This window comes from Solwaraspora sp. WMMB335, assembly GCF_049179075.1.
Lineage (GTDB): Bacteria > Actinomycetota > Actinomycetes > Mycobacteriales > Micromonosporaceae > Micromonospora_E.
On the sequence record NZ_JBMHMF010000001.1, the window covers coordinates 4738008 to 4760225 of the forward strand.

General features: G+C 69.6%; 20 protein-coding genes. 18 read left to right on the forward strand and 2 right to left on the reverse strand.

The features are described 5' to 3' along the window. Window positions 1-39: 39 nt before the first annotated feature. Both paaD and paaE read left to right on the forward strand, forming a co-directional pair. Window positions 40-540: a 1,2-phenylacetyl-CoA epoxidase subunit PaaD gene (paaD, locus tag ACN27F_RS20480; RefSeq protein WP_421440344.1), complete on the forward strand. Its 501-nt coding sequence runs from the start codon at window positions 40-42 to the stop codon at window positions 538-540. A 40-nt stretch (window positions 541-580) separates the two neighbouring features. Then, window positions 581-1723, forward strand: coding sequence for a 1,2-phenylacetyl-CoA epoxidase subunit PaaE (gene paaE / locus ACN27F_RS20485; protein WP_421435789.1), 1143 nt, complete (start codon window positions 581-583; stop codon window positions 1721-1723). Here paaE and ACN27F_RS20490 read toward each other — a convergent pair. Then, complete coding sequence (locus ACN27F_RS20490) at window positions 1711-2250, reverse strand: adenylate kinase (protein ID WP_421435791.1); 540 nt, start codon at window positions 2248-2250, stop codon at window positions 1711-1713. The two genes, paaE and ACN27F_RS20490, sit on opposite strands and share 13 nt — an antisense overlap. An 11-nt stretch (window positions 2251-2261) precedes the next feature. Beyond that, window positions 2262-3752, reverse strand: coding sequence for a hypothetical protein (locus tag ACN27F_RS20495; protein ID WP_421435793.1), 1491 nt, complete (start codon window positions 3750-3752; stop codon window positions 2262-2264). 36 nt (window positions 3753-3788) lie between these two features. Here ACN27F_RS20495 and mqnC point away from each other — a divergent pair, with 36 nt between their 5' ends. The 16 genes from mqnC (at window position 3789) to ACN27F_RS20575 (ending at window position 22175) form a co-directional block, all read left to right on the forward strand. Beyond that, window positions 3789-4979, forward strand: coding sequence for a cyclic dehypoxanthinyl futalosine synthase (gene mqnC / locus ACN27F_RS20500; RefSeq protein WP_421435796.1), 1191 nt, complete (start codon window positions 3789-3791; stop codon window positions 4977-4979). Window positions 4980-5398: 419 nt separating this feature from the next. Continuing rightward, the gene (locus tag ACN27F_RS20505) at window positions 5399-6124 is read left to right on the forward strand and encodes a demethylmenaquinone methyltransferase (RefSeq protein ID WP_421435798.1); all 726 of its coding nucleotides are present in this window, start codon (window positions 5399-5401) and stop codon (window positions 6122-6124) included. A gap of 194 nt (window positions 6125-6318) precedes the next feature. Beyond that, window positions 6319-7590 (forward strand): geranylgeranyl reductase family protein, encoded by a 1272-nt coding sequence (locus ACN27F_RS20510; protein WP_421435800.1) that lies wholly within the window; start codon window positions 6319-6321, stop codon window positions 7588-7590. Window positions 7591-7730: 140 nt separating this feature from the next. Then, window positions 7731-8096, forward strand: coding sequence for an NADH-quinone oxidoreductase subunit A (locus ACN27F_RS20515; RefSeq protein WP_421435803.1), 366 nt, complete (start codon window positions 7731-7733; stop codon window positions 8094-8096). 11 nt (window positions 8097-8107) lie between these two features. Continuing rightward, a complete protein-coding gene (locus tag ACN27F_RS20520; protein ID WP_421435806.1) occupies window positions 8108-8785 on the forward strand; it encodes a NuoB/complex I 20 kDa subunit family protein in 678 nt (225 codons plus the stop codon). Between the two features lie 31 nt (window positions 8786-8816). Further along, window positions 8817-9563 (forward strand): NADH-quinone oxidoreductase subunit C, encoded by a 747-nt coding sequence (locus ACN27F_RS20525; protein ID WP_421435809.1) that lies wholly within the window; start codon window positions 8817-8819, stop codon window positions 9561-9563. Then, complete coding sequence (locus ACN27F_RS20530) at window positions 9560-10882, forward strand: NADH-quinone oxidoreductase subunit D (RefSeq protein ID WP_421435812.1); 1323 nt, start codon at window positions 9560-9562, stop codon at window positions 10880-10882. Before ACN27F_RS20525 ends, ACN27F_RS20530 begins: the two co-directional genes overlap by 4 nt. Continuing rightward, window positions 10882-11871: an NADH-quinone oxidoreductase subunit NuoE gene (nuoE, locus tag ACN27F_RS20535; RefSeq protein ID WP_421435814.1), complete on the forward strand. Its 990-nt coding sequence runs from the start codon at window positions 10882-10884 to the stop codon at window positions 11869-11871. The genes ACN27F_RS20530 and nuoE overlap by 1 nt, the downstream gene beginning before the upstream one ends. Next, the gene (gene nuoF, locus ACN27F_RS20540; RefSeq protein ID WP_421435817.1) at window positions 11868-13226 is read left to right on the forward strand and encodes an NADH-quinone oxidoreductase subunit NuoF; all 1359 of its coding nucleotides are present in this window, start codon (window positions 11868-11870) and stop codon (window positions 13224-13226) included. Before nuoE ends, nuoF begins: the two co-directional genes overlap by 4 nt. Further along, window positions 13227-15725 (forward strand): NADH-quinone oxidoreductase subunit G, encoded by a 2499-nt coding sequence (locus tag ACN27F_RS20545; protein WP_421435819.1) that lies wholly within the window; start codon window positions 13227-13229, stop codon window positions 15723-15725. Further along, window positions 15722-17068, forward strand: a complete 1347-nt coding sequence (gene nuoH / locus ACN27F_RS20550) for an NADH-quinone oxidoreductase subunit NuoH (RefSeq protein ID WP_421435821.1) — start codon at window positions 15722-15724, stop codon at window positions 17066-17068. The genes ACN27F_RS20545 and nuoH overlap by 4 nt, the downstream gene beginning before the upstream one ends. A 1-nt stretch (window position 17069) precedes the next feature. Then, window positions 17070-17663, forward strand: coding sequence for an NADH-quinone oxidoreductase subunit NuoI (gene nuoI / locus ACN27F_RS20555; protein WP_421435822.1), 594 nt, complete (start codon window positions 17070-17072; stop codon window positions 17661-17663). Next, the gene (locus ACN27F_RS20560) at window positions 17660-18415 is read left to right on the forward strand and encodes an NADH-quinone oxidoreductase subunit J (RefSeq protein WP_421435824.1); all 756 of its coding nucleotides are present in this window, start codon (window positions 17660-17662) and stop codon (window positions 18413-18415) included. The genes nuoI and ACN27F_RS20560 overlap by 4 nt, the downstream gene beginning before the upstream one ends. Further along, window positions 18412-18711 (forward strand): NADH-quinone oxidoreductase subunit NuoK, encoded by a 300-nt coding sequence (gene nuoK / locus ACN27F_RS20565; RefSeq protein WP_421435827.1) that lies wholly within the window; start codon window positions 18412-18414, stop codon window positions 18709-18711. Before ACN27F_RS20560 ends, nuoK begins: the two co-directional genes overlap by 4 nt. A 12-nt stretch (window positions 18712-18723) precedes the next feature. After that, on the forward strand, window positions 18724-20643 hold the full coding sequence (nuoL, locus tag ACN27F_RS20570; protein WP_421435829.1) for an NADH-quinone oxidoreductase subunit L: 1920 nt from the start codon (window positions 18724-18726) through the stop codon (window positions 20641-20643). After that, window positions 20640-22175: an NADH-quinone oxidoreductase subunit M gene (locus ACN27F_RS20575; RefSeq protein WP_421435832.1), complete on the forward strand. Its 1536-nt coding sequence runs from the start codon at window positions 20640-20642 to the stop codon at window positions 22173-22175. The genes nuoL and ACN27F_RS20575 overlap by 4 nt, the downstream gene beginning before the upstream one ends. Window positions 22176-22218 lie beyond the last annotated feature (43 nt).

Here is a 22218-nt window from a genome sequence, read left to right on the forward strand (position 1 = left end):
CGGGCGGCAGCGGCGGCCGTCGTCGACCCGGAGATCCGCATGCTGACCATCGACGACCTCGGCATCCTGCGCGCGGTCGAGGTGGACGAGCGGACCGGGGCGGTCCGGGTGACGATCACCCCGACCTACACCGGCTGCCCGGCCATGGACGTCATCCGTGCCGACATCCGGGCCGCGCTGCACCGGGCCGGCTTCGCCGACGTCACGCTCGACACCGTGCTGGCGCCGGCCTGGAGCACCGACTGGATATCGAAGACGGGGCGGCGCAAACTGGCCGACGCGGGGATCGCGCCGCCCGAGCGAACGGGGTCGGGTCAGGCAGCCGACGACGCCGATCATGGCGGCGGTCGCCCGCCGGGGCGGCTGCCATCGGACTCGGCGGCGAAGCCGGTGCCGGTGCCGGTGGCATTGACGGTCCGCTGTCCGGCCTGTGGATCCCCGCGGACCGAGCAGCTGAGCCGGTTCGGCGCGACCGCGTGCAAGGCCCTGTGGCGCTGCCGGGACTGCGCCGAGCCGTTCGAGCAGATCAAGGCGCTGTGATGCCGACCATCGACGGGACGATCATGGATGGGATGACCACGTGGCGGTGACGATCAGCCGGCCGGTACGGCGGCGACCCGTGTTCCACCCACTGCTCGTCGCCGACATCGATCGACTGACCGATGACGCGGTCGCGGTCTGCTTCGTGGTGCCGCCCGAGTTGCGCGGCGGGTACCGGTTCCAGGCCGGACAGCACCTGACCGTACGACTGACCGATCCGGCCGGCGGCACCGACGTGCGCCGCTCGTACTCGATCTGCTCGACACCGGCGGAGCTTGCCGAACATGGCCGGCTGCGTATCGGCGTACGGCAGGTCGCCGGGGGTGCCTTCTCCGGGTACGCGGTGTGCCGACTCCGACCCGGTGACACCGTCGACGTGCTGCCACCGTTGGGTCATTTCACCACCGCGTTCGACCCGGACCGATGCCGCCGCTACGGAGCGGTGGCCGCCGGTTCAGGCATCACCCCGGTGCTGTCGCTGATCGCCACCGGGCTGGCTACCGAGCCGACCAGCCGTTTCACGTTGATCTACGGCAATCGTTCGGCGCACACGGTGATGTTCGCCGACGAGATCGCCGACCTGAAGGACCGCCATCCGACCCGACTGCAGGTGGTGCATGTGCTCTCCCGCGAGGTGCAGGAGGCGGAGCTGCTCACCGGCCGGGTCGACGCGGCGCGCCTGGGCCGGCTGCTCGACACGGTGGTGCCCGGCGCGCTGATCGACGAGTGGTTCCTCTGTGGACCGTACGGCCTGGTGACAGATGCCGAGCAGGTGCTGCGCGAACGCGGGCTGCCACGCGCGGCCGTCCACAGCGAACTGTTCCACGCCGGCGACGCTGCCCCGACCGATCGGGACACCGGGGCCGGCGCCGGGACTGGGGCCGGGGCGGAAGCGGGCGCGGTGGCCGGTGCCGAGCTGACGGTGCTGCTCGACGGGCGGGCGTCGACCGTACGGATGAATTCCGGGGAGCGGGTGCTGGACGCCGCGCTGCGGGTGCGGGCCGAGCTGCCGTACGCCTGCCGGGGCGGGGTCTGCTCGACCTGCCGGGCGAAGCTCGTCGACGGAACGGTGAGGATGGCCCGCAACTATGCGCTGGAGCCCGACGAGGTGGCCGCCGGTTACGTGTTGACCTGCCAGTCCACTCCGACGACCGACCAACTCACCGTCGACTACGACGCCTGACCGGCGGTGTCGAGGAGCCCTTGGGCCTGCCGGTGCGAGCGGATCCGGACGAACCGCAGCCGCTGCCACTGTGGATCGGTCGAGGCGGCCAGGTAACGCAATCGGTACTGGCCGTGCTTCCGCCAGGTCCAGACGATGATCGACTTTTCGGCGTCGAGGCTGAACAGGTTGCGCCATCGTTCCCGGTTGCCGTTCCACAGCTCGACGCGGTGCACCACCCGGCGCAGCGTCCGGCTGGTGATCTGCCGCATGACCAGCCACCGTGGCAGGTCGAACCAGACCACCGTGTCGGCCTGCCGCCACACCAGCTCGTGCGCCGCGGCGTAGTTGCCGTCGACGACCCACCCGTCACCGTGCAGCGCCCGCCGCACCCGGGACCGGAACTCGGCAACCGGTGACGGCTGCCAGCCCGGCTGGTGGAACAACTCGTCGAGCTCGATGTGCGGCACACCGAGCCGGCCGGCCAGCGCGGCGGCGAACGTGGTCTTGCCCGAACCCGACGTACCGACCACCGACACCCGCCGCACGGATCGCCACGCTAGCTGCCCGGTTGCGGCGGCGCAGTCGATTTTCCGGCGTCCGGTTGCTCGTCGGTGTCCGGTTGCTCGGCGGCGTCTGGTGGTTCGGCGGCGTCTGGTGGTTCGTCGGACCGTGACCGCCGGTGCGTCAGACCGTGAACGGCGAATGCGATCGTCACGACCGCCAGCGGCAGGGCGGGTAGGGCGTAGCGTGGCTCGTACATGCCGATGGCGACGGTGAACACGGCCAGTCCCGGTCCGGCGAGCACCAGCAGGACCGCGTCCAACCGGATCCACCCCGCCACCCGCCGGCCGGCGAGCAGCACCGCGACCGTCAGCAGCACCGCCAGCGAGAGCAGCACCGGGACGGTCCGGGTGTACGTGCCGTACCAGTGCAGGGTGTGGGTCAGCGCGGTGGCTGGTGGTGGGTGGACCGGGTCGGCCACCTGCGGCCGGTACCCGGCGGACGCCTGGGCCGGCGGGCAGTGGTCCTGCACCCGGATCCGCGCCGACCGGAACCGCGCCGGAGGCACCAGCCGTTCGCGCAGGCATTCGTTCATCGGCCCGAGGTACAGGCCCGGGACGAAGTGGGCAGCGCTCTCCTTCGCCACGATGGCGAGGTAGTCGCCGGGCTGCTGGCTGATCACCGCCCGGGAGAAGCTGGTCAACACCCGGGTGCCGGCCGGGGTGTAGACCCAGTCGCCGAGCCGGGCCGGGCGGCGCCAGAAGTACGCGTCGGCGCGGTCCCACCGCTGCCCCGGTGGGTGGTCGGGGCAGGCGATCCGTTCCTCGTCGGTCAGCTCGAGGCGCTCGCAGTCGGCGATCATCGCGGCCCGGCCGTACAACGCGGTGCCGCTCTGCGCGCCGTACACGCTCTGTCGATCGCCGACCCAGACCATCACCATCGCGTACGGCACCAGGAAGGCGACGGCGTACGCCGCCACCGGCCGCCAGCCGATCCGCCGGACCAGCAGATAGATCACCAGCAGGATCACGACCGGCAGCGCCGTGGGTTTGGTCACCCAGGCCAGGGCGAGCACCGAACCGGAGACGGCGGCGGCGACCGGACCGGGCCGCCCGGACCACAGCAACGCCCCGACGGCGGTGGCGAACAGCACACTGAAGATCAGGTCGGGCAGCAGGTAGTGCCCCATGGTGAGCACCAGCGAGTCGAAGATCAACGGTACGGCGGCCAGGGTGGCGAGCCAGCGGGCCACGCCCCGGCGGCGCAGCAGGGCGTAGCAGCCGACCGCGAGCAGCAGGCTGAGCAGGTGCTGGGTGAGCACGACCGTGATCAGCGTGCCGGTCGGTGCCAGTGCGGACAGCAGCAGCACGTACCCGAGCGGGCGGTTGGGATGCGGCTGCAACGGCTCGGCGAGCATCTCCAGGTAGGCGCCACTGTCGCCGTGGAACCAGAACGCCGGCTGGTACGCGCTCAGGTAGGCGACCCGCAACGCGAGGCCGACCAGCAGCAGGATCACGATCGGTAGATGCCGGCGGAGCAGCGTCATCGGGCTCCTCCCCCCACATGGCAGTACGCTTCTTGCGTGACTACCAGCCGGGAGATCGACAGCATCCTGCAGCGTGGCGCCGATGGGGGGCGGATCACGCCCGAGGAGGCGCTGCTGATCTACACCGACGCGCCGTTTCACGCCCTGGGCGAGGCTGCGGACGCGGTGCGGCGTCGCCGGTACCCGGACAACATCGTGACGTACCTGATCGACCGCAACATCAATTACACCAACGTCTGCGTCACGGCGTGCCGATTCTGCGCTTTCTACCGCGCGCCGAAGCACGCCGAGGGTTGGGTGCACCCGACCGAGGAGATCCTGCGGCGTTGTGGCGAGGCGGTCGATCTCGGCGCCACCCAGGTGATGCTGCAGGGCGGTCACCACCCGGACTTCGGCGTCGAGTACTACGAGGAGTTGTTCGGCGCGGTCAAGGCGGCGTACCCGCAGTTGGTGATCCACTCGATCGGGCCGAGTGAGATCCTGCACATGGCCAAGGTGTCCGGGGTGTCGCTCGACGAGGCCATCGCCCGGATCAAGACGGCGGGACTGGACTCGATCGCCGGGGCCGGGGCCGAGATGCTGCCGGAGCGCCCCCGTAAGGCGATCGCTCCGCTGAAGGAGTCCGGCGCCCGCTGGCTGGAGGTCATGGAGCTGGCACACCGGCACGGCGTCTCCTCGACCGCGACGATGATGATGGGCACCGGGGAAACCAACACCGAGCGCATCGAACATCTGCGCATGATCCGCGACGTTCAGGACCGTACCGGTGGTTTCCGCGCCTTCATCCCGTGGACCTACCAGCCGGAGAACAACCATCTGAAGGGCCGCACCCAGGCCACCACCCTGGAGTACCTGCGGCTCGTCGCGGTCGCCCGGGTCTTCTTCGACCAGGTGGCCCATCTGCAGGCCTCCTGGCTGACCACCGGCAAGGACATCGGGCAGTTGGCGCTGCACATGGGGGTCGACGACCTCGGGTCGATCATGCTGGAAGAGAACGTCATCTCCTCGGCCGGTGCCCGGCACCGGTCGAACCTGCACGAGCTGATCTGGATGATCCGCTCCGCCGGCCGGACCCCCGCACAGCGCGACACCGAGTACCGGCATCTCGCCGTGCACCTGGACCCGGCCGACGATCCCGCCGACGAGCGGGTGGTGTCGCATTTCTCCTCTATCGCCCTGCCAGGCGGCGGTGCCCGTCGTGACCTTCCGCTGGTCGACGCCAGCTGAGTCGCGGGAGAGACCGACCACGTGCGGTTTTTGGTCCGATCGGAGGATCGATTCCGTCGACCGGTGGAGTGGGTACAGCCAGTTCGTCGGTGCCTTGTCGGCCGGTCGTGGCGCGAATAGCCATCAATGCGGCCGAGGGCACGCGAATGTTAGGTCAGGGACCAATAACGTGTTGATCACGAGGCAGGCGAAGGTTCCGGTCGGCCGCTAACGTCCTCGGCAACGAACTTCCGGTGGCCACCCGAGCCCGCTTCGACCTCCTGGTTGTCGCAGCTCACGTCCCCTGTCGGGCGGGGGCACCGGAAAGTAATCCAGCGGCCCGTGGGGGCCGTTCACATAACGCACGGCATTTCGGGCGGGGTGAGTGATCACCCCGCCCGTGGTGTGTCCACCACAACCACCTGGCACAGTGGCAAGCGATGACTCGACAACAGCACGACCGGCGCGGGTACCGAGCCGCACTCGACAAGCAACCGGCCGATGTCGCGGCGATGTTCGATGGCGTGGCCGGCCGCTACGACGTGACCAATACGGTGATTTCGTTCGGCCAGGACCGCTACTGGCGTCGGGGCACCCGTACGGCTCTCGACCTGCACGCCGGGGACCGGGTGCTCGACGTCGGTGCCGGCACCGGGGTGTCAACGGCCGAACTCGGCCGGGCCGGGGTGTGGGCGGTCGGCACGGACATCTCACTCGGCATGCTACGGACCGGACGGCAGGCCCGGCCCGAGGTGCCGCTGCTCGCCGGCGACGCGCTCGCCCTGCCGTTCGCCGACGCCAGCTTCGACGCGGTGACCATCTCGTTCGCGCTGCGCAACGTGGTGGACACCGACGGCGCCCTGGCCGAACTCGCCCGGGTGACCCGGCCCGGCGGTCGGCTGGTGGTGTGCGAGTTCAGCGCGCCGACCTTCGCGCCGTTGCGCAGGGTCTACTTCTCGTACCTGATGCGGTCGCTGCCGGCGGTCGCGCGTTCGGTGTCGAGCAACCCCGAGGCGTACGTGTATCTGGCCGAGTCCATCCGGCATTGGCCGGACCAGGCGGCGCTGGCCGGCCGGATCGCCGGGGTCGGGTGGGAGTCGGTGCAGTGGCGCAACTTGACCGGCGGGATCGTGGCGCTGCACCGGGCGGTGCGCGGCGGCGGGTGAACGATGGACCGGACGGTCCGGGACATGGTGGGACGTCGATGGGCGTTTCGGGTCGGCCGTCACTGCCCGCCGCTGCCACCTCGCACGGTTAGGGTCGCCTAACCGATCGCCGCCCTGCTAACGGTTCTAGACTCACCCACGAGGCGGCTTGTGAAGCATTTCACGAGCGAGCGGGAGATGAATGGGAGGTGGCTGTGAGCGACACCGAGGCCGACGTGATCGTCGTCGGCGCCGGCCCGGGTGGTTCCGCGACCGCCTTCCACCTCGCCCGGCACGGGGTCCGCGTACTGCTGCTGGAGAAGACCACCTTCCCCAGGGAAAAGGTCTGCGGCGACGGCCTGACCCCCCGTGCCGTCAAGCAACTGATCAAACTCGGCGTCGATACCTCGCCGGAGGCCGGCTGGTTGCGAAACCGTGGCCTGCGGGTGATCGGCGGCGGCGTACGACTGGAACTCGACTGGCCCGACCTGGCCAGTTTTCCGAACTACGGCCTGGTCCGCACCCGCCTCGACTTCGACGACATGCTGGCCAGGCGGGCGGTCGACGCCGGTGCGGTGCTGCACACCGACACCAACGTGATCGCCCCGGTCCTGGATACGTCCGGGCGGGTGACCGGCGTACGGGCCGAGGTCGGCCCGGACAGACAGCCCGCCACCTTCCACGCACCGCTCGTCGTCGCCGCCGACGGCGTCTCCGGCCGGTTCCCGCTCGCGATGGGTCTGGCCAAACGGGAGGACCGGCCGATCGGGGTGGCGGTCCGCCGCTACTACCGGTCACCGAGCCGGCATCGGGACGACTACCTGGAGTCGTGGCTGGAGCTGCGGAGCCGGGAAGGCGGCGAGCGGCTGCTACCCGGCTACGGCTGGATCTTCGGCATGGGCGACGGTCGGGTCAACGTCGGGCTCGGCGTGCTCAACTCCTCGGCCGCGTTCGGCAAGACCAACTACCGCCGGATGCTCGTCGACTGGCTCGGCAGCACCCCGCCGGACTGGGGCCTCGCCGACGAGGCCAACGCCGACGGGCCGATCCTGGGCGCGGCACTGCCGATGGGCTTCAACCGGGTGCCGCACTACACCCGGGGTGTGCTGCTGGTCGGTGACTCCGGTGGCATGGTCAACCCGTTCAACGGCGAGGGCATCGCGTACGCGATGGAGTCCGGGGAGTTGGCCGCCGAGGTGGCGGTGCAGGCTCTCGCCCGGCCCGCCAAGGCCGACCGGGAGCGGGCGCTGGCGCACTACCCGATCGAGCTGAAGGCCCGCTACGGCGGCTACTACCGGCTCGGCAACATCTTCGTGAAGATGATCGGCAACCCGCAGATCATGCGGATTGCCACCAAGCACGGCCTGCCGCATCCCCTGTTGATGCGCTTCGTGCTGAAGCTGCTGGCCAACCTCACCGATCCGCGCGGCGGGGACGCGATGGACCGGGTGATCAACGCGATGACGAAGGTGGCTCCGGCGGCGTGATGCCACCACGTGGACGACCAGGGCGGGCAACCCCGCTGCAGCAGTCACCGAGATGGGCAAAGATGCCTATCTGGGCAGTAGTCAACATCTGAGTCGCTGGAAACTGACCGCGGGCAGGGAAGGACGAGCAGGAGAAGCCCATGTCGCTCTCGCCGTACATACCCATCATCGGGGTGTTCGCCCTCGCGTCGGCCTTTGCGCTGTTCTCGGTGGCCGCCGCCCGGCTGGCCGGGCCGCTGCGCTACAACCGGGCCAAGCTCGAAGCGTACGAGTGCGGGATCGAGCCGAGCCCGGAGCCGATCGGCGGTGGCCGGATCCCGATCAAGTTCTACCTGACCGCGATGATGTTCATCATCTTCGACATCGAGATCATCTTCTTGATCCCGTGGGCGGTCTCGCTGGACCCGCTCGGTGCGTTCGGCTACGTCGCGGTCTCGCTGTTCATCGTCGCCGTCTCGGTCGCCTACGTGTACGAGTGGCGCCGCGGCGGGCTCGACTGGGACTGAGGGAGGAAACCATGGGAATCGAGGAGAAACTCCCCGCCGGCATCCTGCTCACCTCGGTGGAGAAGCTGGTCAACTGGTCCCGTCGGACCTCGGTATGGGGCGCGACCTTCGGTCTGGCCTGCTGCGCGATCGAGATGATGGCCGCCGGTGCGCCGCACTACGACATGGGTCGGTGGGGGATGGAGGTCTTCCGCGCCTCGCCGCGCCAGGCCGACCTGATGATCGTCGCTGGCCGGGTGAGTCAGAAGATGGCCCCGGTGCTGCGGCAGATCTACGACCAGATGGCCGAACCCCGCTGGGTGCTCTCCATGGGGGTCTGCGCCTCCAGCGGCGGCATGTTCAACAACTACGCGATCGTGCAGGGCGTCGACCACGTGGTCCCGGTCGACATGTACCTGCCCGGCTGCCCGCCCCGGCCGGAGATGCTCATCGACGCGGTGCTCAAGCTGCGCGAGAAGATCGGCCACGAGCCGCTCGGCCCCAACGGCCGCAAGATGCTCGAAGCCCGTCGGGCCCGCGGCGACGTGCCAGTGGTGGCGCCGGGCTCGATGCCCTCGTCGTACCGCTCCGACAAGGCCCGCCGGGCCGAGTGGGAGCAGGCCGTCAAGGACGGCCGCGAGGAGCAGTTGCGGATCGAGAACTGGATGAAGGCGCAGCACCACCTGCACCCAGGGGCGGGCCTCAAGTGAGCCCCGCCGCCGTGAGCGAAAGGACGATCCAGTGACCGGGCCGACGAACGCGCCCAGCGAGCAGCCGGGCGGCGGGGTGCCCGCCGCGGCGCCGCCGGTCGGGGCGACCAGCGGCGCGCCGGCCGAGTTTCCGCCGGCCAGTGCTGCCGGCCGGGGCATGTTCGGCATCCAGGGCACCGGCGACACCTCCGGGTTCGGTGGACTGGTCCGCCGTCGGGTGGCCGTGCCCGGTGCCGAACGGCCGTACGGCGGGTACTTCGACGACGTCTGCGACGCGCTCGAAGAGGCCTACCCGGCGTTCGCCGACGCGATCGAGAAGGTCGTCGTCGACCGGGACGAGTTGACCCTGCACATCCGGCCGGATCGGATCGCCGAGGTCTGCCGGGTGATGCGCGACGACGAGTCACTGCGCTTCGAGCTGTGCTCGTCGGTCTCCGGCGCCGACTACCTGGGCGCCGACGAACGTCGGCTGCACGTCGTCTACCAGCTGACCTCGATGACGTACCGCCGTCGGGTCCGGCTGGAAGCCGCGGTCACCGCCGAGAACCCGCACCTGCCGAGCGTCACCGACGTCTACCCCACCGCCGACTGGCAGGAGCGGGAGACGTACGACATGTTCGGAGTGGTCTTCGACGGCCACCCGGCCCTGACCCGGATCCTGATGCCGGACGACTGGGAGGGCCACCCGCAGCGCAAGGACTACCCGCTGGGCGGCGTCCCGGTGGAGTACAAGGGCGCCGAGATCCCACCGCCGGACAAGCGGAGGAGCTACCAATGACGGCCGGATACGCAACCGAGCGCGAGACCGACGAAGGCAAGGTCTTCACCGTCACCGGTGGCGACTGGGACACCGTCGTCGGCGGCACCGACCCGCTCACCGACGAGCGGATCATCGTCAACATGGGTCCCCAGCATCCGTCGACCCACGGGGTGCTGCGGCTGGTCCTCGAACTGGAGGGGGAGACCGTCCGGGAGGCCCGGTCGGTCGTCGGCTACCTGCACACCGGGATCGAGAAGAGCCTCGAGTACCGCAACTGGGTGCAGGGCACGACGTTCGTCACCCGGATGGACTACCTGGCGCCGATCTTCAACGAGACGGCGTACAGCCTGGCGGTCGAGAAGCTGCTCGGGATCACCGACGACATCACCGAGCGGGCGAACACCATCCGGGTACTGATGATGGAGCTCAACCGGATCGCCTCGCACCTGGTCTGGGTGGCGACCACCGGCATGGAGCTCGGCGCGATTTCGGTCATGCTGTACGGCTTCCGGGAGCGCGAGTACATCCTGGAGATCTTCGAACTGGTCTCCGGGCTGCGGATGAACATGGCGTACGTACGCCCGGGCGGTGTCGCCCAGGACGTGCCGGACGAGGCGATCGTCAAGATCCGCGAGTTCCTCGACCTGATGCCGAAGCGGCTCAAGGAGTACGAGGACCTGCTCTCCGGGCAGCCGATCTGGCTGGAGCGGACGCAGAACGTGGCGGTGCTCGACGTCACCGGTTGCCTCGCGCTGGGCATCACCGGTCCGGTGCTGCGCTCCGCCGGACTCGCCTGGGACCTGCGCAAGACCATGCCGTACTGCGGCTACGAGGACTACGAGTTCGACGTACCGACCACCACCAGCGCCGACGTCTGGGGCCGCTACCTGGTCCGGATGGCGGAGATGCGCGAGTCGTTGAAGATCGTCGAACAGGCGCTGGACCGACTCCGGCCCGGACCGATCATGGTGGCCGACAAGAAGATCGCCTGGCCGGCGCAGCTGGCCATCGGCGTCGACGGGATGGGCAACTCGCTGGAGCACGTGGCAAAGATCATGGGCCAGTCGATGGAGTCCCTGATCCACCACTTCAAGCTGGTGACCGAGGGCTTCCGGGTGCCGCCCGGCCAGGTCTACATCGGCATGGAGTCGCCGCGCGGCGAGTTGGGCGTGCACGCCGTTTCCGACGGCGGCACCCGGCCGTACCGGGTGCACTACCGCGAGCCGAGCTTCGTCAACCTTCAGGCGATCCCGGCCATCTCCGAAGGTGGCCTGATCGCCGACGTGATCGCCGGGGGCGCCTCGCTGGACCCCGTGATGGGTGGGTGTGACCGCTGATGGGTTTCAGTCAGGAAACGCACGACCGGGCGCAGGAGATCATCGCCCGCTACCCGGCGGACCGGTCCCGTTCCGCGCTGCTGCCGCTGCTGCACCTGGTGCAGTCCGAGGACGGCTACGTCTCGCCGGCCGGCGTGGAGTTCTGCGCCGAACAGTTGGGTATCAACAAGGCCCAGGTCAGTGCGGTCGCCACCTTCTACACCATGTACAAGCGTCGGCCTACCGGTGACTGGTTGGTCAGCGTCTGCACCAACACGATGTGCGACGTGCTGGGCGGGCAGCGGGTCTACGACGCGCTGAGCGAACACCTCGGCGTCGGGCACGACGAGACCACCGCCGACGGCACGATCACCCTGGAACACGCCGAGTGCCTGGCCGCCTGCGACTACGGCCCGGTCATGACGGTCAACTACGACTTCTTCGACGAGGTCGACCCGGATGTCGCGCTCGGCGTCGTCGAGCAGCTGCGGGCCGGTGGGCGTCCGGCACCCACCCGGGGTGCCCGGCTGTGCACCCTCAAGGAGATGTCGCTACAGCTCGCCGGCTTTTCGGACACCCGGGAAGGCGCGGTCGCCGATGGCCCGGCCGGCGACGCCACCCTGCGCGGGCTGCGACTGGCCCAGCAGCACGGCGTCGCGGTGGCCGGGTTCGACCCGAACACCCCGATCAGCGGTGACGCGCCGGAGCCCAGCCGTGCGGCACCGACTGCGACCGGCAGCACCACGCCCGACATCAAGGCGCCGCAGGCCACGTCACCGGAGATCCGGGCGGCCCAGACACGCGCCCCGGACGCCAAGACCCCGGCTCCGGACGCGCCCGGCACCACGGTGCCGGCCGACCGCGCCGAACCGGACAGCGACGCCGAGGCCGCGGAGGCCGCCGGTGCCGCCGCCAATCCGCCGGCCGGCGACGCCAAGCCGGCCGGGGACGGCCCGCAGCCGCAGCGCGCGACGCTGCGGGACGCGCGCAGCGAGGAGGGCACCGCATGACCGGGCCGCGACGGGAAACCCTGGAGAAGCTGACCCCGGTGCTGACCAAGCGCTGGCTCTCGCCCGACGCCTGGCGCATCGACGTGTACGAGCAGCTCGACGGCTACGCGGCGGTGCGCAAGGTGCTCGCCGGCACCCCGGGCGGCGGCCGGGGTGCCAAGGGCGACGGCCCGGTGCATCCGGACGACCTGATCAAGCTGATCAAGGACTCCGGACTGCGCGGGCGCGGCGGTGCCGGCTTCCCCACCGGACTGAAGTGGGGCTTCATCCCGCAGAACGACGGCAAGCCGCACTACCTGGTGGTCAACGCCGACGAGGGCGAGCCGGGCACCTGCAAGGACCTGCCGCTGATGATGTACGACCCGCACTCGCTGGTCGAAGGCGTCATCATCGCCTCGTACGCGATCCGGGCCAGCCGCGCCTTCATCTACGTCCGGGGTGAGGCGGTGCACGCCGCCCGGCGGCTGCGCAACGCGGTCGACGAGGCGTACCGGGCCGGCTACCTCGGCACCGACATCCTCGGCTCCGGGTTCAACCTGGACCTGGTGGTGCACAGCGGTGCCGGCGCGTACATCTGCGGCGAGGAGACCGCGCTGCTCGACTCGCTCGAAGGCTTCCGGGGCCAGCCCCGGCTGCGCCCGCCGTTCCCGGCCACCCACGGCCTGTACGCCTGCCCGACCGTGGTCAACAACGTGGGCACCATCTCCAGCGTGCCGTACATCGTGCTGGGTGGCGCGGCCTGGTGGAAGAGCATGGGTACGGAGAAGTCGTCCGGCCCGATGATCTACTCGCTGTCCGGCCGGATCGTCGACCCCGGCCAGTACGAGTGTTCGCTGGGCATCACCCTGCGGGAGCTGATCGAGTTGGCCGGCGGCATGCAGCCCGGCCACGAGCTACGGTTCTGGACCCCGGGCGGGTCGTCCACCCCGCTGCTCACCGCCGAGCACCTGGACGTACCGCTGGACTTCGAAGGGGTGGCCGCCGCCGGATCGATTCTCGGCACCACCGCCACCCAGATCTTCTCCGACCAGGACTGCCCGGTGTACGCCACCTACCGGTGGCTGGAGTTCTACCACCACGAGTCGTGCGGCAAGTGCACCCCCTGCCGCGAGGGCAACTACTGGATGGTGCGGGTCTACCGCCGGATTCTGTCCGGCCAGGGCACCCACGAGGACCTCGACACCCTCCTGGACACCTGCGACAACATCCTGGGCCGCTCGTTCTGCGGTCTCGGCGACGGTGCGACCAGCTCGGTGACCTCCTCGCTCAAGTACTTCAAGCAGGACTACCTCGATTACATCGAGGGGCGTACGGCACCGAAGCTGTCGGAGAAAGCATTGGTAGGTGCGCACTAAATGACAGAGGTAGCGAGGACCACTGAGACGGTGACCCTGACCATCGACGGGGTCGAGGTCACCGCACCCAAGGGAGCCCTGCTGATCCGGGTCGCCGAGAAGCTCGGCATCGCGATCCCACGGTTCTGCGACCACCCGCTGCTCGCCCCGGCCGGTGCCTGCCGGCAGTGTCTGGTCGAGGTGGAGGGGCAGCGCAAACCGGTCGCCTCCTGCACCCAGACCGTCGCCGAGGGCATGGTGGTCCGCACCCAGCTCACCTCCCCGGTGGCCAAGAAGGCCCAGCAGGGGATCATGGAGCTGCTGCTGGTCAACCACCCGCTCGACTGCCCGATGTGCGACAAGGGCGGCGAGTGTCCGCTGCAGAACCAGGCGATGTCCACCGGCCGCCCGGACTCCCGTTTCCACGAACACAAGCGGGAGTACCCCAAGCCGGTCAACATCTCCACCCAGGTGCTGCTGGACCGGGAACGCTGCGTGCTCTGCCAGCGCTGCACCCGGTTCTCCGAGGAGATCGCCGGCGACGCCTTCATCGACCTGATGGACCGCTCCTCGGGCGAGCAGATCAACGTCTACCGGGACGAGGCGTTCGGCGCCGAGTCGCTGCCGGACGGCGAGGGCGCCGGCGACGTGCCGTTCAACTCGTACTTCTCCGGCAACACGGTGCAGATCTGTCCGGTCGGCGCGCTGACCGGTGCCCAGTACCGGTTCCGGGCCCGCCCGTTCGACCTGGTTTCCTCGCCGAGCGCGTGCGAGCACTGCTCGGCCGGCTGCGCCCAGCGCACCGACCACCGGCGCGGCAAGGTACTGCGCCGGCTGGCCGGTGACGACCCGGCGGTCAACGAGGAGTGGAACTGCGACAAGGGGCGGTGGGGTTTCCGCTACGCCACCGCGACCGAACGACTCACCACCCCGCTGGTCCGTGACGCCGACACCGGCGAGCTGCGGGAGGCCTCCTGGAGCGAGGCCCTCGCCACCGCCGCCGAAGGGCTGCGCAAGGCCCGTGACGGCGCGTACGGCGTCGGGGTGCTCACCGGCGGGCGGCTCACCGTCGAGGACGCCTACGCGTACGCCAAGTTCGCCCGGGTCGCACTGCGGACCAACGACATCGACTTCCGGGCCCGGCCGATCGCCGGGGCAGCCGGCTCGACCGAGGAGGCCGACTTCCTGGCCGCCCAGGTGGCCGGGGCCAGCGAGGTCACCTACGCCGACATCGAGCGGGCGCCGGTGGTGGTGATCGCCGCGCTGGAGCCGGAGGAGGAATGCCCGATCCTCTTCCTCCGGTTGCGCAAGGCGTACGCCAAGAAGGGGCTGCGGGTGGTCGCGCTGGCCCCGTACCTCAGCCGCGGGCTGGAGAAGCTCGGGGCCACGGTGGTGCCGACGGTGCCCGGCGACGAGGCACGGCTGCTCACCGACGATCCGACGGTCGCCGAGGCGCTCGGCCGCTCCGGCGCGATCCTGCTCGTGGGCGAGCGGCTGGCCACCGTACCCGGCGGGTTGTCCGCCGCTGGCGCGACCGCCGAGCGGGCCGGTGCCAGGCTGGCCTGGGTGCCGCGCCGGGCCGGTGACCGGGGCGCGGTCGACGCCGGTTGCCTGCCGAACCTGCTGCCCGGTGGACGTCCGGTCGGTGACGCCGCGTCGCGGGCCGAGCTCACCGGCGCCTGGGACATCGGTGCCGGGACCATCCCGTCGGAGCCGGGCCGGGACACCGACGCGATCGTCGCGGCGGCGGCGGCCGGCAAGATCGGCGCGCTGGTGGTGGCCGGGGTCGACCCGGCGGACCTGGCCGACCCGAGGCTGGCCGAGCAGGCCTTCGAGGCAGTGCCGTTCCTGGTCAGCCTGGAGATCCGGAGCAGTGCGGTGACCCGTCGCGCCGACGTGGTGTTCCCGGTGGCACCGGTGGTGGAAAAGGCCGGCAGCTTCGTCGACTGGGAAGGCCGGCTGCGCACCTTCGAGGCGGTGCTGACCACCACCGCGATGCCCGACTCCCGGGTACTCGACGCGCTCGCCGCCCAACTCGGCGTCGCACTCGGCGCTGGCGAGGTCAACCTGATCCGTCGCGAGTTGGGTTCGCTGCCGGCGACCAAGGCGCAGCGCCCCGGCCTGCCGCTGGCCGACCCGGTCGCGCCGGCCGATCCGGGTGCGGGTGAGGCGGTCCTGGCGACCTGGCATCACCTGATCGACCTCGGCACTCTCACCGACGGTGATCCCTACCTCGGCGGTACCGCCCGGCCGCCGGTGGTCCGGCTGGCCAAGGCGTTGGCAACCGCGCTCGGCGTGGCCGATGGCGACCCGGTGACGGTCGGCACCGACCGTGGGGCGATCACCCTGCCGGCGGCCGTCACCGATCTGCTACCCGACGGTGTGGTCTGGCTGCCGACCAACTCGCCCGGCTCGACGGTGCGACGCAGCCTCGGGGCCAGGTCCGGCTCGGTGGTCAAGGTCAGCGCCGTGACCAGCCCGAACGGGACGACGGACCGTAACGTAGGGGGTGTCCGGTGAACCTGGCACAGGATCCGACCCTGTCCGATTTCGGGCAGGATCCGTGGTGGCTGATCCTGATCAAGGTGGTCTTCGCGTTCGCCTTCGGCCTGGCCGGCACGCTGCTCGGGGTCTGGTTCGAGCGGCGGGTGGTCGGCCGGATGCAGGTCCGCCCCGGGCCGAACCAGGCCGGCCCGTTCGGCCTGCTGCAGACTCTGGCCGACGGTCTCAAGATGGCCTTCAAAGAGGATATCCTGCCAAAGGCCTCGGACAAGGTGGTCTACTTCTTCGCCCCGACCATCTCGGTCATCTGCGCGGTGACCGCGTTGTCGGTCATCCCGTTCGGGCCGGTGGTCAGCATCTTCGGCACCCGCACGCCGCTGCAGGTCACCGATGTGCCGGTGGCGGTGCTGGTGCTGCTGGCCTGCTCGTCGATGGGCATCTACGGCATCGTGCTCGGCGGGTGGGCGTCCGGATCGACCTACCCGCTGCTGGGCGGATTGCGCTCCACCGCCCAGATGATCTCGTACGAGATCGCGCTCGGCCTGTCCATCGTGGCCGTCTTCATGACCGCCGGCACCATGTCCACCAGCGGGATCGTCGCCGCGCAGGCCGGTGGTGACCAGTTCACCTCGATCGGCGGCTTCGATCTCTACGCCCCCGGCTGGTACGCGATCCTGCTGCTGCCCAGCTTCATCATCTTCGCGATCGCCGCGGTGGCGGAGACCAACCGGGCACCGTTCGATCTGCCCGAGGCGGAGTCCGAGCTGGTCGCCGGCTACATGACCGAGTACAGCTCGCTGAAGTTCGCGCTCTACATGCTCTCCGAGTACGTCGCGATGGTCACCATGTCGGCGGTCACCGTGACGTTGTTCCTCGGTGGCTGGCGCGCGCCGTGGCCGATCAGCATCTGGGACGGGGCGAACTCGGGCTGGATCCCGCTGCTCTGGTTCATGATCAAGGTCGTCCTGCTGCTGTTCGTCTTCGTCTGGCTGCGCGGCACCCTGCCCCGGCTGCGCTACGACCAGTTCATGCGGTTCGGCTGGAAGGTGCTGCTGCCGATCAACCTGGCCTGGATCCTGGCGCTCGGCGGCATCCGGGTGACCAGCGACTGGGAGCGCAACGACCGGCTGGTCGCGATCGGTATCCCGGTGGCACTGCTGCTGGCTGTGGTGATCTTCTGGCCGAGCCGCAAGGAAGAGCCGGTGTCGGGCCTGCAGGAGCAGGTCGACGCGCGTCCGCCGGGCAGCTTCCCGCTGCCTCCGATGGACCTGCAGGTTCCGCCCAGCCCGCGGGCCCGGCGGGCGGTAGCCGAACGGGAACCGGCCCAGGTCGGTCCCACCACCGACGACAAGGAGGTGTGACGTGGGCACGATCACGGGAACGTTCAAGGGATTCGGGGTCACCTTCTCGCACATGTTCCGCAAGGTGGTCACCACCGACTACCCGTTCAAGCCGCCGGTGTCCGCGCCGCGCTACCACGGCCGGCACATCCTCAACCGGCATCCGGACGGACTGGAGAAGTGCATCGGGTGCGAGCTGTGCGCCTGGGCCTGCCCGGCCGACGCGATCTACGTCGAGGGCGGCGACAACACCGAGGAGCAGCGGTTCTCCCCGGGTGAGCGGTACGCCAGCATCTACCAGATCAACTACGCCCGCTGCATCTTCTGCGGGCTGTGCATCGAGGCCTGCCCGACCCGGTCGCTGACCATGAGCAACGAGTACGAGCTGGCCCGCGACTCCCGGCAGGACCTGATCTTCACCAAGGAGCAGTTGCTGGCGCCGCTGCTGCCGGGGATGGAGCAGCCGCCGCACCCGATGCGCCTGGGCGACAGCGAGAAGGACTACTACGTAGGCGCGCTGACCGATCCTGGCACCTCGGCCGGTGCGGAACGCGCACCCTGGTCCGAGCAGGGCACCAAGGACGGCTCGGGTACGACAGGAGAGATCAAGCCATGACCGAGCTCGCAGCGGAGGTCTCCACCGGAGAGGCGGTGACCTTCTGGATCCTGGCTCCGCTCGCGCTGATCGGCGCGATCGGCATGGTGTGGGCCCGCAACGCGGTGCACTCCGCGCTGTGGCTGGTCCTGACCATGCTCAGCCTCGGAGTGTTCTACATCGTGCAGGGCGGACCGTTCATCGGGCTGGTGCAGATCATCGTCTACACCGGCGCGATCATGATGCTCTTTCTGTTCGTGCTGATGCTGGTCGGCCGGGACGCCTCCGACTCGCTGATCGAGACGCTGCGCGGGCAACGGGTGGCCGCGGTCGCGCTGGGCATCGGGTTCGCCGCCCTGGTCGGCACCGGGCTCTACCGGGGCCTCGGCGGGGTCAGCGCGGTCGGGCTGGAGCAGGCCAACGCGGGCGGCAACGTGCAGGGCATCGCGCAGCTGCTGTTCACCCGCTATCTGGTGGCCTTCGAGGTGACCGCCGCGCTGCTGACGACCGCGGCGATCGGCGCGTTGATCCTGGCGCACATCGAGCGGCGCAAGGAAGAGCGGCGTGGCCAGCCGGAGATGATGCGGGCGCGCTTCGCCCCGGGCAACTACCCCGGCCCGAAGCCCGGTCCCGGCGTCTACGCCACCTCCACCTCGGTCGCCACCCCCGGCCGGCTGCCGGATGGCACGCTGACCGAGCGGAGCATTCCGGCGATCCTGCCCACGCGCGAACTGACGCCGAGCGAAGCCGCCCCGAAGGGGACCGACAAATGAGTCCGGACTACTACCTGATCCTGTCGGCGGTGCTGTTCACCATCGGCGCGGTCGGCGTGCTGATCCGCCGCAACGCGATCGTGCTGTTCATGTGCATCGAGTTGATGCTCAACTCCGCGAACCTGGCGCTGGTCACCTTCAGCCGGATCAACGGTGATCTCAACGGCCAGATCATGGCCTTCTTCGTGATGGTCGTGGCGGCAGCCGAAGTGGTCGTCGGGCTCGCCATCATCATGACCATCTTCCGGACTCGGCGCTCGGCGAGCGTCGACGACGCAAACCTGCTGAAGTACTAAAGGGGCCCACACGTGGAAGAGACTGTGGAGTACGCCCAAGCCACGGGGCTGCTGAGTAGCGTGTGGCTGCTGGTGGCCATTCCGTTGGCCAGTGCCGCGATCCTGCTGCTGCTCGGCCGCCGGGCCGACAAGTGGGGTCACTGGCTGGGGGTGGCCAGCGTCGGGGCGATCTTCGTCCTCGGCCTGAGCTACTTTTCCAGCCTGCGCGGCCTGGACAACCGGGCGGTCGAACTGAGCCTGTGGGAGTTCATCGGAGTCGGCGACCTGTCGGTGGACTTCGGGCTGCTGTTCGATCCGCTGTCGGCGGTCTTCGTCCTGCTGATCACCGGCGTGGGGTTCCTGATCCACGTCTACGCGGTCGAGTACATGTCGCACGATCCAGGGCGGCGGCGCTTCTTCGCGTACTTCAACCTCTTCGTCGCCGCGATGCTGGTGCTGGTGCTGGGCAACAACTATGTGATGCTCTTCCTCGGCTGGGAGGGCGTGGGCCTCGCGTCGTACCTGCTGATCTCCTTCTGGTACCAGCTGCCGGCCGCGGCGACCGCCGGCAAGAAGGCCTTCCTGATGAACCGGGTCGGCGACGCCGGCCTGGTGCTGGCGATCTTCCTGATGTTCGCCACCCTCGGCACCACCCAGTTCGAGGCGGTCTTCACCAACGCCGGCGCGCTGGCCTCCGGCACGGTCCTCGCCATGGGTCTGCTGTTGCTGCTCGGCGCGACCGGTAAGTCCGGCCAGTTCCCGTTGCAGGCGTGGTTGCCGGACGCGATGGAAGGTCCGACTCCGGTCTCCGCCCTGATCCACGCGGCCACCATGGTCACCGCCGGCGTCTACCTGATCGCCCGGTCCAACCCGATCTTCTCGGCGAACCCGACGTTGCAGACCGTGGTGGTCAGTGTCGGCGCGCTGACCCTGCTGATCGGTGCGGTCATCGGGTGCGCCAAGGACGACATCAAGCGGGTGCTGGCCTGGTCGACGGTCTCCCAGATCGGCTACATGTTCCTGGGTGTCGGCCTGGGCGGCGGCGCGTACGCGCTGGCGATCGTGCACCTGCTGGCGCACGGCTTCTTCAAGGCCGGGCTGTTCCTCGGTGCCGGTTCGGTGATGCACGGGATGAAGGACCAGACCGACATCCGGCGCTTCGGCGGCCTGTGGCGGCACATGAGGATCACCTGGGCCACCTTCGGACTGGCCTGGCTGGCGATCATCGGCCTCTGGCCACTGTCCGGCTTCTTCTCCAAGGAGCCGATCATCGCGGCCGCCTTCGAGCGGGAGGACTGGACCGCGTGGCTGTTCGGCGGCGCGGCGCTGCTCGGCGCCGGGCTCACCGCCTTCTACATGACCCGGCTGTTCATCCTCACCTTCCACGGCCCGAAGCGGTGGACCTCCGACATCGAGCACCCGCACGAGTCGCCGCCGTTGATGACGGTGCCGCTGATCCTGCTGGCGGTCGGCTCGGTCGCCGCCGGCTGGCTGATGTCCACCTCGGTGCCCGAGTGGCTCACCCCGGTGTTGGGAGCCGAAGAGAGCCACCACGAGGCGGTGCTGTCGCACACCGCGGTCACCGTCCTGGCGCTGGCGCTCACCGTGCTCGGCGCAGGGCTCGGCTGGCTGCTGTTCCGTAACGGCACCGCCGAGCAGGAGCAGCCGGCCGGGGCACTGGTCACCGCGGCGCGGCGCAACCTCTACACCGATGCGGTCAACCGGGCGGTCTTCGAAAAGCCGGGGATCTTCCTCACCCGGGCACTGGTCTTCCTGGACAACCGGGGAGTCGACGGCCTGGTCAACGGCCTCGCCGCCGGGATCGGGGGCAGCTCCGGGCGGCTGCGCCGGCTGCAGACCGGCTTCGTGCGCTCGTACGCGATGTCCGTGCTCGCCGGTGCCTTCGTGGTGGTCGCGGCGTTCCTCGCCCTGCAGATGGGATGGCTGGCGTGACAGACTTTCCGTTCCTCTCGGTGCTGACCGTGGCGCCGTTGGTCGGCGCGCTCGTGGTGGCGTTCGTCCCGCGCCGTCAGGGGGAGCTGGCCAAGTGGCTGGCGCTCGGCTGGTCGACGGCGGTGCTGGTGCTGTCGCTGCTGATGTGGTTCGCCTTCTCGGTCGGCGGCGACCGGTTCCAGTTCCGCGAGTCGTACCCCTGGATCCCGGCCTGGGGGGTGAGATTCACCTTCGCCGCGGACGGCATCGCGCTGGTGATGCTGATGCTGATCGCGGTGCTCGTACCGCTGGTCATCCTCGCCTCCTGGCACGACGCGGAGGCATCCAAGCGGTCGGTGCCGGTCTACTTCGCCCTGCTGCTGCTGCTCGAAGGCACGATGATCGGCGTCTTCGCCGCCGCCGACATCTTCCTGTTCTACGTGTTCTTCGAGGTCATGCTGGTGCCGATGTACTTCCTCATCGGCAGCTACGGTGGCCACCAGCGCCAGTACGCGGCGGTCAAGTTCTTCCTCTACTCGCTGGTCGGCGGGCTGTTCATGCTGGCCGCGGTGATCGGCCTGTGGGTGGTCGGTGGGCAAACCTTCGACTGGCAGGCGCTCAGCGAGATCGACATGTCCACCGGGGTGGAGCGCTGGCTGTTCCTCGGCTTTTTCGTCGCCTTCGCGATCAAGGCGCCGTTCTTCCCGTTCCACACCTGGCTGCCGGACGCCGGTGGCGCCGCGCCGGCCGGCTCGGCCGCGCTGCTGGTCGCGGTGATGGACAAGGTCGGTACGTTCGGCATCCTGCGCTACTGCCTGGGCCTGTTCCCCGAGGCGTCGCAGTGGTTCGCGCCGTGGGCACTCGCCCTGGCGGTGATCGGCATCATCTACGCGGCCCTGCTCGCGGTCGGCCAGAACGACCTGAAGCGGCTGGTGTCGTACACCTCGATCTCGCACTTCGGTTTCATCGGGGTGGGGATCTTCGCGTTCACCACCCAGGCCGGCACCGGTGCGGTGCTCTACATGGTCAACCACGGGCTGGCAACCGGCCTGCTCTTCCTGGTCGTCGGCATGTTCGTGGCCCGGCGCGGGTCCGCGTTGATCAGCGACTTCGGCGGTGCCGGCAAGCTGGTGCCGCTGCTGGCCGGGGTGTTCTTCTTCGCCGGTCTGGCCTCGCTCGCGCTGCCCGGCACCGCGCCGTTCATCTCCGAGTTCCTGGTGCTGCTCGGCACCTTCTCGGTGAACCGGCCGGTGGCGGTGATCGCCACCCTCGGCATCATCCTGGCCGCCGCGTACGTGCTGTGGATGGTGCAGCGAACCACCCAGGGCACGGTGAATCCGGCCCTGGCCACGGTGGACGGCATGAAGCGGGACATCACACTGCGGGAGAAGGTCGTGGTGGCCCCGCTGATCGCGCTGATCCTGCTGTTCGGCTTCTACCCGAAGCCGTTGACCGACGTGATCAACCCGGCCATCCAGGCGACCCTGCAGGATGACGTCGGTACGTCCGACCCCGCCCCGACCGTGGGCATCGTTCAGGAGGCGGCCCGGTGAACGACTTCACGTCCCCCTCGATCGACTACGCGGCGATCGCGCC

Bases quoted from the DNA above. Each gene is read 5' to 3' on its own strand.
- paaD (WP_421440344.1), top strand. From the start codon at position 40: ATGCTGACCATCGACGACCTCGGCATCCTGCGCGCGGTCGAGGTGGAC.
- ACN27F_RS20495 (WP_421435793.1), bottom strand. From the start codon at position 3,752: ATGACGCTGCTCCGCCGGCATCTACCGATCGTGATCCTGCTGCTGGTC.
- ACN27F_RS20505 (WP_421435798.1), top strand. From the start codon at position 5,399: ATGACTCGACAACAGCACGACCGGCGCGGGTACCGAGCCGCACTCGAC.
- ACN27F_RS20515 (WP_421435803.1), top strand. From the start codon at position 7,731: ATGTCGCTCTCGCCGTACATACCCATCATCGGGGTGTTCGCCCTCGCG.
- ACN27F_RS20520 (WP_421435806.1), top strand. From the start codon at position 8,108: ATGGGAATCGAGGAGAAACTCCCCGCCGGCATCCTGCTCACCTCGGTG.
- ACN27F_RS20530 (WP_421435812.1), top strand. From the start codon at position 9,560: ATGACGGCCGGATACGCAACCGAGCGCGAGACCGACGAAGGCAAGGTC.
- nuoE (WP_421435814.1), top strand. From the start codon at position 10,882: ATGGGTTTCAGTCAGGAAACGCACGACCGGGCGCAGGAGATCATCGCC.
- nuoF (WP_421435817.1), top strand. From the start codon at position 11,868: ATGACCGGGCCGCGACGGGAAACCCTGGAGAAGCTGACCCCGGTGCTG.
- ACN27F_RS20545 (WP_421435819.1), top strand. From the start codon at position 13,227: ATGACAGAGGTAGCGAGGACCACTGAGACGGTGACCCTGACCATCGAC.
- ACN27F_RS20560 (WP_421435824.1), top strand. From the start codon at position 17,660: ATGACCGAGCTCGCAGCGGAGGTCTCCACCGGAGAGGCGGTGACCTTC.
- nuoK (WP_421435827.1), top strand. From the start codon at position 18,412: ATGAGTCCGGACTACTACCTGATCCTGTCGGCGGTGCTGTTCACCATC.